The organism is Sulfitobacter aestuarii (genome assembly GCF_042685005.1).
GTDB classification, from domain to species: Bacteria; Pseudomonadota; Alphaproteobacteria; order Rhodobacterales; family Rhodobacteraceae; genus Sulfitobacter; species Sulfitobacter aestuarii.
Map to the genome: position 1 here is coordinate 1 of NZ_JBHUMP010000001.1, position 12,570 is coordinate 12,570.

General features: G+C 65.5%; 11 protein-coding genes. 4 read left to right on the forward strand and 7 right to left on the reverse strand.

The annotated features are described in order from the left end of the window. Positions 1 to 120: 120 nt before the first annotated feature. The 5 genes from ACFSUD_RS00005 to ACFSUD_RS00025 are packed head-to-tail and all read right to left on the reverse strand — an operon-like array spanning position 121 to position 7,119. Positions 121 to 2,787 carry a phosphoenolpyruvate carboxylase gene (locus tag ACFSUD_RS00005; RefSeq protein WP_386370078.1) on the reverse strand — a complete coding sequence of 889 codons (2,667 nt, stop codon included), beginning with the start codon at positions 2,785 to 2,787 and terminating at the stop codon, positions 121 to 123. Beyond that, complete coding sequence (locus ACFSUD_RS00010) at positions 2,787 to 3,758, reverse strand: 2-hydroxyacid dehydrogenase (protein ID WP_386370081.1); 972 nt, start codon at positions 3,756 to 3,758, stop codon at positions 2,787 to 2,789. Before ACFSUD_RS00010 ends, ACFSUD_RS00005 begins: the two co-directional genes overlap by 1 nt. Positions 3,759 to 3,769: 11 nt before the next feature. Then, a complete protein-coding gene (sucD, locus tag ACFSUD_RS00015; RefSeq protein WP_386370084.1) occupies positions 3,770 to 4,651 on the reverse strand; it encodes a succinate--CoA ligase subunit alpha in 882 nt (293 codons plus the stop codon). After that, positions 4,651 to 5,847 carry a malate--CoA ligase subunit beta gene (locus ACFSUD_RS00020; RefSeq protein ID WP_386370086.1) on the reverse strand — a complete coding sequence of 399 codons (1,197 nt, stop codon included), beginning with the start codon at positions 5,845 to 5,847 and terminating at the stop codon, positions 4,651 to 4,653. The genes sucD and ACFSUD_RS00020 overlap by 1 nt, the downstream gene beginning before the upstream one ends. 24 nt (positions 5,848 to 5,871) lie before the next feature. Continuing rightward, positions 5,872 to 7,119 (reverse strand): aminotransferase, encoded by a 1,248-nt coding sequence (locus ACFSUD_RS00025; RefSeq protein WP_386370089.1) that lies wholly within the window; start codon positions 7,117 to 7,119, stop codon positions 5,872 to 5,874. Positions 7,120 to 7,321: 202 nt separating this feature from the next. On the opposite strand from ACFSUD_RS00025, the gene ACFSUD_RS00030 reads away from it, so the two are divergent. The 3 genes from ACFSUD_RS00030 to ACFSUD_RS00040 all read left to right on the forward strand — a co-directional run bounded on the left by ACFSUD_RS00030 (position 7,322) and on the right by ACFSUD_RS00040 (position 10,309). Further along, a complete protein-coding gene (locus ACFSUD_RS00030; RefSeq protein ID WP_386370091.1) occupies positions 7,322 to 7,978 on the forward strand; it encodes a response regulator transcription factor in 657 nt (218 codons plus the stop codon). Between the two features lie 103 nt (positions 7,979 to 8,081). Further along, positions 8,082 to 9,059, forward strand: coding sequence for an HpcH/HpaI aldolase/citrate lyase family protein (locus ACFSUD_RS00035; protein WP_386370094.1), 978 nt, complete (start codon positions 8,082 to 8,084; stop codon positions 9,057 to 9,059). Beyond that, positions 9,056 to 10,309 carry a glycerate kinase type-2 family protein gene (locus ACFSUD_RS00040; protein ID WP_386370096.1) on the forward strand — a complete coding sequence of 418 codons (1,254 nt, stop codon included), beginning with the start codon at positions 9,056 to 9,058 and terminating at the stop codon, positions 10,307 to 10,309. Before ACFSUD_RS00035 ends, ACFSUD_RS00040 begins: the two co-directional genes overlap by 4 nt. Here the strand turns inward: ACFSUD_RS00040 and ACFSUD_RS00045 are convergent. Beyond that, complete coding sequence (locus tag ACFSUD_RS00045) at positions 10,288 to 10,719, reverse strand: group II truncated hemoglobin (protein ID WP_386370099.1); 432 nt, start codon at positions 10,717 to 10,719, stop codon at positions 10,288 to 10,290. The two genes, ACFSUD_RS00040 and ACFSUD_RS00045, sit on opposite strands and share 22 nt — an antisense overlap. Before the next feature lie 125 nt (positions 10,720 to 10,844). On the opposite strand from ACFSUD_RS00045, the gene ACFSUD_RS00050 reads away from it, so the two are divergent. Further along, a complete protein-coding gene (locus ACFSUD_RS00050; RefSeq protein ID WP_386370101.1) occupies positions 10,845 to 11,684 on the forward strand; it encodes an EamA family transporter in 840 nt (279 codons plus the stop codon). Here ACFSUD_RS00050 and ACFSUD_RS00055 read toward each other — a convergent pair. Further along, the gene (locus ACFSUD_RS00055; protein ID WP_386370104.1) at positions 11,681 to 12,562 is read right to left on the reverse strand and encodes a bifunctional 5,10-methylenetetrahydrofolate dehydrogenase/5,10-methenyltetrahydrofolate cyclohydrolase; all 882 of its coding nucleotides are present in this window, start codon (positions 12,560 to 12,562) and stop codon (positions 11,681 to 11,683) included. The genes ACFSUD_RS00050 and ACFSUD_RS00055 overlap by 4 nt on opposite strands. Positions 12,563 to 12,570 lie beyond the last annotated feature (8 nt).

A 12,570-nucleotide genomic window follows, 5' to 3' on the forward strand; every position in this document is an offset into this window, starting at 1 on the left:
CTGGCGGCCGAGCTCGTTGGTGACGGCGGCGGCGATATCCGGGTCGGTGGCGGCCAAGGTGGCGGTGAAGAAGTCGGGGAATTTCTGGGGGGCGTTCATTTGGGTCTCCTGGGAAATAGGTCAGCCGGTCCAGCCGAGGGCGGCGGCCACGCAGTTCATCGATTGCATCAGCGGCACGTTGCCGGGCTTTTCGGGCTTGGCGCGGATCTCGCGCAAGAGCGCGATCTGCACGTCATGGACGCGGTGAAGTTCGCTCTGAACCCGCGCGAAACGCGACTTCATCTTGGGGAAGCGCGCGCCGATCTGTTCCGACCCGGTGATCGCGCGCAGGCCGAGGCAGCTGGCCATGTATTCCCGTTCGATCATCCCGAAGATCGTCGCCCGCGCCTGGGCATCGGTAACCAGCGTCGCATAGCGCCCCGCCACGTCCATATCGGTATGGAACAACGATTTCTCGACCTCGTCCACGATCAGCCGGAACAGCGGCGATTCCGCGAACATCTTCTGGAGCAGCGCGTCGCCCTCGCCCTTGCGGAAGCGCCGGAACGAGGCGATCGCCGAGCCGAAACCGTACCAGCCGGTGATCAGGTGGCGGTTCTGCGACCAGGCGAAGACCCAGGGGATCGCGCGCAGGTCATCGAGGCTCGAGGCCCCGAAACGGCGGGCCGGGCGCGAACCCATCTTCAGCATCGCCAGCTCTTCGACCGGGCTGGCCTGCTGGAAGTAATCGATGAAACCCGGCTGGTGCAGCAAGGTGCTGTAGGCGGTCTGCGACATGCCTGACAGCGCTTCGAGCGCGTCGTGGAAATCGGGCCTTATGTCGGGCACGACCTTGTTGAGCGAGCGTGCCAGCACCGAGGAGGCGAGCAGCTCGAGCTGGTGCTGCGCGGTGCCGCGGTTGGCGAATTTGGAGGAGACGACCTCGCCCTGTTCGGTGGTGCGCAACCGGCCGTGGATCGTGCCCTTTGGCTGCGCCGCGATGGCGCGTTCGGTCGGGGCGCCGCCGCGGCTGACTGAGCCGCCGCGCCCGTGGAAGAACACCGGGCGGCAATCATGCGCCTCCAGACAGCGCGAGATATTGCGCTGCGCCTTTTCCAGCTCCCAGGTCGAGCAGACGAAACCGCCGTCCTTGTTGCTGTCCGAATAGCCCAGCATCACTTCGATCAGCCCCTCGCCGCCGCCGAGGCTGCGCTTGGCCAGCGGCACGTTGAGCAGCGTGTCGAGGATCTGCGGCGCGGCGCGCAGGTCTTCGATGGTCTCGAACAGCGGCACCACCCTGAGGTCGAGCTTCTCGGCGCCGAACCCGGCATGTCGCGCCAGCAGGAAGATCCCGAGCAGGTCATCGCAGGAGCGGGTCATCGACAGGATGAACGGCCCCATGGCGCTCGGATCACGCCCCAGCTGCGCCTCGCGCATCAGGCCGAGCAGATTTAGCAGCTCCTGCCCTTCCTCGCTGAGCCTGTCGCGATCCACGGCGACCAGATCGGGGCGGGAAAGCTGGCGGCGCAGCAGGGCGGACCAATCCGGCGTGCCATATTCCGGCGCCTCGCCGCGCTGCGCCCAGATCTCGCCGATCACCCGCGTGGTGACGGAGGAATTCTGGCGCACGTCGAGCGTCACGGTGCGGAAACCGAAAACCTCGGCCTGCCAGCGGATCGGGCGCAGGTGACGGGCGGCGAGACGGTCGGCGCCGATCGCGGCCATTGCCGCCTCGACCCGGCGCAGATCGGCGATGAAGGACGTGACATGCGGATAGGCATGGGCACCGTCCGTACGCGTCGCCTCGATCCGGCGGCGCATGGCGCTCAGCGCCTGGCGGAAATGTTCGCCGGGATTGCGCCGTGCCTCGCTGCCCTCGGCCGGGCTGGCGGCGATCACCTCATTGAGCACGGCCAGCGTTTCCTCGTCCGGCCGCGCGATGGCGGCGCTGACGCTGATCTGCTGGGCCGCGACGGTCAGCGCCCCGGCATAGCGGTCCAGGATCGCCGCGCGGTTGCGCTCCAGCGCGGTGCGGGTGGTCTTGATTGTGACATTGGGATTGCCGTCACGGTCGCCGCCGATCCAGGAATGGAACTGCACGCAGGGGGTGGAATCGTCCTCCACACCGAAGCGGCTCTGCGCCGCTGCGTGGAATTTCTCGAAGAGCTCCGGCACCGCGTCGAACAGCGCGTCGCGGAAGAATTGCAGTCCCCATTCGATCTCGTCCTCGGGCGAGGGCCGTTCGAGCCGCAGCTCGCCGGTGAGCCACAAGAGGTCGATCTCGCTTTCCAGATCGAGCAACAGCTCGCGGCGCTCGCGCGGGGTCCAGCGCTGGGTTTCCAGGTTGACCAGCCCGCGATAGATCCGCCGGTGAATTTCCAGCACGGTTACGCGCTTGGCCTCGGTGGGATGTGCGGTCAGGGTCGGGCCGACCGAGAGACGATGCGCGGCGGCACGGAAATCCTCCAGCGAGACATCGCCGGAATCCGCCAGTGCCTTGGCGAAACTGCCCTCCACGGCGGTCGGGCCCTCTTCGGTCTCGTCCTGCCGACGCCCCCGCATCGCGGCGTTTTCCTCGACGATCTTGAGCAGCTGGAACCAGATGTTCAGCGCCTGCAGATAGGAAATCAGGTCGCGGCCCTCGGGCAGCTGGCCCTCGACCCCGGTCAGCAATGGCAGGACAGCGGGCGCGCGCCTCGTGATGACATTCTGCCAAAGGCCAAAGACCTCGGCGCGCAGACGGTCGGCATAAGGATCCTTCGCCGGATCGGCGAAGTTGGGGTCAACAAGAGGCGCGCGTTGTTCCATCAATTCACCCTGTCGCGCGGTTCGCGCCCTTCGAAGAAATCACGGAGATTGTCGATCACCCGGAAGCCCATGGCTTCGCGGGCCTCGCGGGTGGCACTGCCCAGATGCGGCAGCATCACCAGACGGTCACAGTCCAGCAGCGCCGGATTGATCCGCGGCTCGCCGTCGAATACGTCGAGCGCGGCACCGCCGATGGTCTCGAACCACAGCGCCTGCGAGAGCGCCAGCTCGTCGATCACCTCGCCGCGGGCGGTGTTGATCAGGAAGGCGCCGGGGCGCATCAGGTTGAGCCGCTGCGCATTGATCAGGTGACGGTTCTCGGCGCCGCCCGGACAATGCAGCGAGACGAAATCGCATTCCGGCAACAGCGCCTCGATATTCTCGACCTGCGTGGCATTGCATTCAGCCAGCACCTCGGGCGCGACCTTGCTGCGGTTCTGCACGAGGATCTTCATGCCGAAACCGTGATGCGCACGGCGCGCCATTTCCTGTCCGATCCGCCCGTAGCCGACGATCCCCAGCGTCTTGCCGGAGACCTTGGTCCCCACCAGATGGGTCGGACGCCAGCCGGTCCAGCGGCCTTCGCGGATTTCCCGCTCGCCTTCCCCGGCCCGGCGCGCCGCCATCAAGAGCAGCGTCATCGCCAGATCCGCGGTGCATTCGCTCAGCACATCGGGGGTGTTGGTCACGGTGATGCCCAGATGATTGACCGCGCCGATATCGATGTGGCTGTAGCCGACACCGTAATTGGCGATGATCTTGGTCTGCGCCCGCTCGAGCTCCAGCGCCGGGGCGCCGATCACGTCGGTGACCGTCGGCAGCACCGCATCATAGGAGGACAGGGCCGCCTTGAAATCCGCCGCGCAGAGCGGCTTGTCGGTGGTGTTGAGCACCGTGTCGAAGCTCTCCGACAGCTGTGCTTCCACAGCTGCCGGCCAGCGCCGGGTGACCAGAACCTTGGGTTTCACCATGACCTTGCCTCCTATTGCATGACGTTGGCGATGGTCTCGCCAATCACTGCGGGGTTTTCCGCGACCGTCACGCCGGCCGCGGTGAGGATCTCGACCTTCTCGCTGGCGCTTTCGCCGAAGGCGGAGATGATTGCCCCGGCATGGCCCATGGTCCGGCCCTTCGGCGCGGTCAGACCCGCGACATAGGCGACCACCGGCTTGGTGACGTGATCGCGGATGTAATCCGCGGCCTCGGCCTCCTGCGGCCCGCCGATCTCGCCGATCATGCAGATCACATGGGTGTCGGGATCGGCCTCGAACTGCTCCAGGATATCCTTGAACGAGGAACCGTTGATCGGGTCGCCGCCGATGCCCACCGAGGTCGAGACCCCGAGGCCGCGTTCCTTGAGCTGGGCCGCCGCTTCATAGCCGAGCGTGCCGGAACGGCCGATGATGCCGACATTGCCCTGCAGGTAGATATGGCCGGGCATGATGCCGAGCAGCGCCTTGCCGGGGCTGATCGTGCCGGCGCAGTTCGGGCCGGTCAGCACCATGCGGCGCTCCTTGGGATAGCGGTACATGTAACGCTTCACGCGGATCATGTCCTGCGCCGGGATACCGTCGGTGATGCAGACGCAATAGCGGATGCCCGCATCGGCGGCTTCCATGATGCTGTCCGCCGCGGAGGGAGGCGGCACGAAGACCAGTGTCGCCTCGGCGCCGGTTGCCTCGACCGCTTCCTTGACGGTGTTGAACACCGGCACGCCCTCGACCGTCTCGCCGCCTTTGCCGGGCACCACGCCGCCGACGACATTGGTGCCGTATTCGATCATGTCCTTGGTGTGGAACCGGGCCATCTTGCCCGTGATCCCCTGCACGATGACTTTCGTGTCGCGATCCAGAAAAATGCTCATCAGACAGCCCTCACTTTGGTGCTTTGGTTGAGATCGCTCTGCCAGGCGCCCACGGCGCGCTCGGCGGCTTCCATCAGGGTCGTGGCGCGGATCAGCGGCAGACCGCTTTCGGCCAGGATCTTCTGCCCCTCTTCGACATTGGTGCCCGCGAGGCGCACGATGACCGGCACGTCGACCTGCACTTCGCGCAGCGCCTGAACGACGCCCTCGGCCACCCAGTCACAGCGGTTGATGCCCGCGAAGATATTGACCAGGATCGCTTCGACCTTGCTGTCCGACATCACCAGGCGGAAGGCCTTGGCCACCCGCTCGGGCGTTGCGCCGCCGCCGATATCGAGGAAGTTGGCAGGCTCGCCGCCGGCCAGCTTGATCGTGTCCATCGTCGCCATCGCGAGACCCGCGCCGTTGACGATGCAGCCGATGTTTCCGTCAAGGCCGACATAGGACAGGCCACGGTCCGCCGCGCGGCTCTCGCGCGGGTCTTCCTGGGACTTGTCGCGCAGCTCGGAGATCTGCGGATGCCGGAACAGGGCGTTGTCGTCGAAGGTCATCTTGGCGTCGAGCGCCATGATCCGGTTGTCGCCGGTGATCACCAGCGGGTTGATCTCCACCATGGTCGCGTCAAGCTCGGTGAAGGCGCGGAAACAGCCCTGCAGGGTGCGCACCATCTGCTGCACCATGCCCGCCTCGATCCCCAGTTTGAAGGCGATCTCGCGGCACTGGAATTCCTGCAACCCGACCGCCGGTTCGACGGTGGCGCGCACGATGCTGTCGGGACGCTCGGCGGAAATGTCCTCGATTTCCATGCCGCCCTCGGCGGAGGCCACGATCATCACCCGCTGGCTGGAGCGGTCGAGCACGAAACCGAGGTAGATCTCGCGGTCGATCGGCACTGCCGCCTCGACATAGACGCGATAGATCCCCTTGCCCTCGGGGCCGGTCTGATGCGTCACCAGCTTGCGGCCGAACATGTCCTCGGTGGCCTCCTGGATCTCGACATCGCTGTCGCAGACCTTGACGCCGCCCGCCTTGCCGCGCCCCCCGGCATGGACCTGGGCCTTGACCACCCAGCGCTCCCCGCCCATTTCGCGCGCCCGGTAGGCCGCCTGTTCGGGGCTGTAGGCGAGCGCCCCCTGGGGCACTGCCACGCCGAAGTTACTGAGAACTTCCTTGGCCTGATATTCGTGGATATCCATTTTCTGTCCTTCCTGATGCGTTTCTTATTCGGCCGCCATGCTGGCCTTGTAATGCTTGTCGAGACCGTCGCTGACCGCGGCCATGTCGACCTCGGCGCCGAGCTTGCGCATCGCCTCGCCGAACCGGGTCACGATGTCGGAGATCGCCGCGGGGGTGAGCAGGTTGAGGATGCCGATCCGGACCTGAACCGGCTCGGACAGGGTCGGCCAGATGCCGAAACCCTCGGCGCGGCAATTCTGCACCAGCTCCATCTCGCGGCCCGCCAGGCTGTCGGGCAGGTTGAGCACGACGAGCGAGGTCATGTTCGAGGTGACCTTGCAGCCCATGGCGGTGACCGCTTCGCGCAGCGCCGCCTCGTGGAAGGCGTAATCCTTGGCCCGCTGGGCAACGCTCTGCTGCAGGGTGATGCGCAGCGCCTCGTGGAATGCGGCGACGGCATAGGCGCTGTGGGTGCGGTGATAGGTGCCCTTCTCCACATCCTTGCCCTCGATGATGCCCCAGTGCCGGGCCTCCAGGATCGGATGATGTACGAAGCTGCGGCAGCCGGTTTTCTTGAGCTCGGCGATATAGGTGTCGGTGAAGGAGACCGGCGCATAGGTCAGCGGCAGGCAGCAGATGCCCTTCTGCGGGCAGGAGGCCCAGCCGTGCACGCCGGGGAAATCGTCGATCTTGAAATCTTCGACGCCGAGCGAGGAGACCGCGTCGACCAGCCCCATTGCGCCGTGCTTCTCGCAGGCATCCGAGAAGCCGCGGATGTCGTTGATCCGGCCCGAGCCGGTTTCCCAATGCGCCATCGCGGCCCATTTCGGCTTGTGCTCGGCCAGCGCCCTTTCGACCATCTCGCCGCTGACGGAAGTGCCGTGCGGCACGTCGATGATGGTGACCGAGGCCGGTTTCGGATCGAGAGGGCTGGCGGCCAGCTCTTCGGCGGTGGCCGCCTTCATCCGCACGGTCAGCCCGTCGATGCCCGAGAAGGTGCCGTTGTTGAAGACGACGACCTTGTCGCCCGGCATCACCGCGTTGAACATCACGTCGAGACCGCTCCAGCCGGTACCCGCGACGCCGTAGGTATGGACGTTCTTCGTGCCCATGACCTCGCGAAGCATCTGCTTTGCCTCGACCATGCCGCGCAGCACGTCGGGCTGCATGTGGTCGGCCACCCCGGCGGCGGCGAAGCGCTGCAGCACGCGGGGGTCGGTATTGCCCGGCCCGGGACCGGCGGCGATGGTCTGGGGAATTTCGAGCTGCGGGAAGATCTGGGTGTCGGTCATGGCAAGTTTGTTTCCTGTCAGTTAATCCTCGGTTAATCACAGGAAAGCTTGCCTCGACAAAACGCGCAATATCCCTTAATGCTGCTTTTGGGTATCTAATTGGGTGGGGAAATACCTACCCATAGGTGTAAGGATACCGATGTATACCGTTCCAGACCCCGTAAACTTGGGTAGTTTATTGCGATAAAGGACTTAGAAACAGATGGTTAAGCCTCCCGACGATCCGATCAAGATCATGCTGGCCGACAGCAATCCGCTCGTGCTCTCGGCGATGTCCGCCTATTTCGAGCGCGACAGGCGATTCTCTCTCGTCGCCACCACCGCCACTGCCGAGGGCTTCCTCGGGACCGTCATGCGGGTGCCGGTTCAGGTCGGGGTGATCGACTGGAACCTGCCGGTGCTGGGCGGTGCGCGGCTGCTCGAAGTGCTGCGCGAACACGAGCGGGCGCCCCGGCTGGTGGTCTATGCCGACGAGAAAAGCGATGCGCATCGCGGCGCGATGGGCGCGGGGGCGGCCGGGTTCGTCGCCCGCAACGGTCCGGTCGAGTCGCTGCTCGACACCTGCATCGCGGTGGCGGCGGGCAAGATGGTTTTCCCGTTCCTCGATGTGCGCGAATTGCAGCAGGATCCGATCCATGCCCTGTCGCGGCGCGAACGGGCGATGCTCGAAGCGCTGTCGAAGGGATTGACGAATCGCGAGCTGTCGAAGGAACTCGGGATCTCGATCAACACGGTGAAGTTCCACCTGTCGAACCTGTTCGAGAAGCTCTCGGTCCGCAACCGCGCCCAGGCCATCGCGTTCTACTATTCGAGCCGCCTGCCCGCCGAACGCGCCGCCAAGGAACGCGACAAGAGCTGAAAACCGCCCCCGGCAGGCGCGAAATATTATTTCTTGACAGGAAAGATATTTTCCTCCTTGCATAAAGGCATCCAGACCCACGCCCGCCAAAGGAGCAGCGAACATGTCATTCCACCCCGTAGATCAGGCCCCCGCCCGCCTCAATCGCAGCGAACTCGCCGTGCCCGGCAGCCAGCCGCAAATGTTTGAGAAGGCAGCGGAATCCGATGTCGATGTGATCTTCCTCGACCTTGAGGACGCGGTCGCACCCGACGAGAAACCGCAGGCGCGCAAGAACATCATCAAGGCGCTCAACGAGATCGACTGGGGCAACAAATCCATGTCGATTCGGATCAACGGGCTCGACACCCATTACATGTACCGCGATGTCGTCGACATCGTCGAACAGGCCGGCGAGCGGCTCGACCTGATCATGATCCCGAAGGTCGGCACCGCCGCTGACGTCTATGCGATCGACATGATGGTCACCCAGATCGAGGACGCCATGGGCTGGCGCAAGCGCATCGGTTTCGAACATATCATCGAAACCGCGCTCGGCATGCAGAACGTGCACGAGATCGCCGCCGCCTCCAAGCGCAACGAGAGCCTGCATTTCGGCGTCGCCGATTACGCCGCCTCCACCCGCGCCCGCACGACCGTGATCGGCGGTGTGAACGAGAATTACTCGGTGCTGACCGACCCGGATGGCAGCGGCAACCGCGAGACCCATTGGGGCGACATGTGGCATTACGCGATCTCGCGCATGGTGGTCGCGGCGCGCGCCAACGGGCTGCGCCCGATCGACGGCCCGTTCGGCGATTTCTCCGATCCCGAGGGCTACAAGGCTGCCGCCTACCGCGCCGCGGTGATCGGTTGCGAAGGCAAATGGGCGATCCATCCGAGCCAGATCGCGCTGGCCAACGAGGTGATGAGCCCCTCCGAGGAGGAAGTCACCCGCGCGCAGCGGATTCTCAAGGCAATGGCCGAGGCCGAAGCCGCAGGCAAGGGCGCCGTTTCGCTCGACGGCCGCCTGATCGACTACGCCTCCATCCGCCAGGCCGAAGTGCTGGTGGAAAAGGCCAAGCAGATCGCCGGTGAATGAGCAATACGGCTGACATGCGCACCCTCGCGCGCCAGCTGTTCGCAGCCGCCGTGGAGGCCGCCGACCCTGCCCTGGCAGTGCGGCGGCACCTGACGGCAACCCCGCCAGCCCCTCTCCCGGCTGGCGGGAAATATCTGGTGCTCGCCATCGGCAAGGCCGCCCCGGCGATGCTGCGCGAAGCGCTCGCGCATCTGCCGAGCCCGGTTGTCGCGCTCGGCGTGACGCATCACGAAAACAGGCAGGACGTGGCAGGGGCCACGATCCTCACCGCCGGTCATCCGGTCCCCGATCAGGCCGGTTTCGATGCCGCGCGGCGGATTCTGTCCCTGCTCGGCGAGACCACGAAGTATGACCGCGTGCTGGCACTGATATCCGGCGGCGGTTCGGCGCTGGTTCCAGCCCCGATCGCGCCGCTGACCCTTGCCGACAAGCAGGCGGTCAGTCAGGTATTGCTCGACAGCGGGCTCGACATCGTGGCGATGAACATGGTCCGCCAGCAACTTTCCGAGATCAAGGGCGGCGGGCTGTTGCGCCATGCCGCTCCGGCCCCGGTCACCGCGCTGATCCTCTCCGACGTGATCGGCGACGACCTGCGCGCCATTGCCAGCGGCCCGACCGTCGCGCCGCTCGGCAGCCGTGAAGACGTGGTAGCGCTGCTGAAAGAGCATCGCATTTTCAACAGGATACCGGATGAAGTTCAAGCCCTCCTGCAAAGCCCGGACACGCGTCCCGCGCCGCCCGAGGGCAAGAACCATCTGGTTGGCAGCAACCGCCAATCGCTCGACGCGATGTTCGCGGCGCTGCCAAGCGACTGGCACGGAGAGATCGTCAGCGACCGGCTCACCGGCGACGTGAAGGACGCGGCGGCAACGATCATCGACGCCGCGAGAAACTGTCGCAGATCCGGGCCCACGGCGCTGATCTTCGGCGGCGAAACCACCGTGCAGATCACCGGCACCGGCCGCGGCGGGCGCAATCAGGAACTGGCCCTGCGCGTGGCGTTAGAGGGCGCGGATCTGCCCGAAGGCTGGGTCTTCCTCTCCGGCGGCACCGACGGGCGCGACGGCCCGACCGATGCGGCCGGCGGCATTGTCGATGGCGGCAGCGCGGCACGGATGGCCGCGGCCGACCCCGAAATGTTACTGGCCAATAACGACAGCAACGCCGCGCTGGCAACAGGGGACGACCTGCTGATCACCGGCGCCACCGGCACCAATGTCGCGGATGTTCAGGTGCTGCTGCTGCCCTGAGCGGCAGCGGGCATGCCCCAGGCACCGAGATCGTTGACCAGCATCAGGGCAACGCGCCGGAACACGGCGCGCAGCCGCTCGACCTTGGCCCCTTCAAGACCGTTCATCGTTAGGGCCGCGTCCATGCAGGTCAGCCAATCCTCGGCATCCTGCTGCGAAATCGGCACATGTTCATGCATCTGCCTGACGTTCATATGGCCGAATTTCTCTTCGTAATAGCGCCGCCCGCCGAGGAATCCCGACAGGAAGTTGAATTGCTCAAGCCGCACATGGTCGAGCCCGTGTCCGCGCAGATGCAGTTTCTTGATCTGCTCGCCCTCGGGCATCGTTTCGATCAGGTCGTAGAAATCATCGACCAGCTTGCGCAGAACCTCCTCGCCGCCGATCTCCTCCAACATGCTCTGCTTCATCTCGCCTCCATTCCCGGAACCGTCCGTCGCATCTCCCTGTAATGGTATGATAGCAAATCCTCCTGCTTGAGGAAAACTTTTTTCTCTGCAAGAATACCGTCAGTGCCCCTTGCGTGGAGACTCCAATGTCGCTGATCCTCGGCCTCTGCGCCGCCATCTGCTGGGCGCTGCATGATCTCAGCGTGCGCCGGATCAGTCAGCATATCGCCATCCTGCCCGCGCTGCTCTGCGTCTTCGTCTTCGGCGCGCTGTTCCTGCTGCCGGTTGCCGTGCTCGCCGGAGACTGGGGCGCGATGAATATCCCGGCCTACCGGATGAGCGGTGTGTCCGGCCTGCTCTACGGGCTCGCCGCGCTCAGCCTCTATGCGGCGTTCGAGATCGGCCCGGTGCGGCTCGTCTCGCCGATCATCGGGGCCTTTCCGCTGCTCTCGACGCTCTGGGCCATGTATTCGGGGGTCGAGATCGGCATCGGCCAATGGCTTGCGGTGATCGCCATCGTGCTCGGCGTCGGGCTGGTGGCGCTGCTTTCGGAGCCGGGAGCGGGTCAGGCCGGGAAATCCCGTGCCATCGCCTATTCGCTGCTCGCCGCGCTCGGCTTTGCCGCGACCTTCGCCACCGCCCAGATCGCCGCGCAGCGCGGCGCCGACCTGCCGGTGACCCTGACCAGCCGGATCGCCGCGACGCTGCTGATCGCGCTGCTCGTCTGGGGAATGCGCCACCGCGCCCTGCCGGTGCGGTCGGCCCTGCCCGTGCTGGCGCTGATGGGGTTGCTCGACGCGCTCGCCATCGGCCTCGTTACCTATTCAGGCAACCTGCCGCGGCCCGAATTCGCCGCCGTGGCCGCCTCGCTCTTCGGAATGCTGACCGTGCTGCTGGCCTGGGCGATCCTGCGCGAGCCGATGCGCGCGCGGCAATGGGCCGCCGCGGCGCTGGTGTTCTGCGGGATCGGCTATCTCGGGCTCTAGGAGATCCAGCCCGCCGCCTTCTGCCGCTGATGTGCCACCGTGGCGTTGCGCATCAGGATCGCCACCGTCACCGGCCCGACGCCACCGGGCACCGGGGTGATCCAGCCCGCCACTTCCTTGACCGCGTCGGTATCGACATCGCCGACAATCCGCGTTTCGCCATCCGCATCGGTGATCTGGTTGATGCCGATGTCGATCACCGCCGCACCCGGCTTGATCATCTCCGGCCCGATCAGATGCGCCTTGCCGACGGCCACCACCACCACATCGGCACGGCGCGAATGCATAGCCACCGAGCGGGTCATGTGATGGCAGACCGTCACCGTTGCACCCTCGGCCATCAGCATCATCGCCGCCGGCTTGCCGACGATCTCGGAATGGCCGATCATCACGATCTCGAGCCCCTTGAGCTCGAGCCCGGTTTCCTTGATCAACTCGACCGAGGCGGCGGCGGTACAGGGCGCCAACGCTACATCCGAATAGACGATATTGCCGATCGAGGACGGGTTCATCCCCTCCACGTCCTTGAGCGGATGGATCGCCGATTGCAGCGAGCGCACATGGATATGCTCGGGCACCGGGCGCTGCAGGATCACGCCAAGCACGTTGGGATCGTCATTCATCGCCGCGATGCGCTGCTTGCATTCCTCCTGGGTGACGTCGGCGCTCCAGAGCTGCTGGTCAAATCGGATGCCCGCCGCCACCGCGCCGCGTGCCTGGTTGCGCACATAGACCGCGACTTCCGGATTATCGCCGATGCTGACCGATACCAGTCGGCCAATCCGGTTCGAGCCGCCCGCCGCCTCGACATAGGCCTTGGCCTCGTCGAGGATGCGGGCCCGCACCACCTTGCCGTCGATCAGGCGATGATCGCGCATCACCCTGT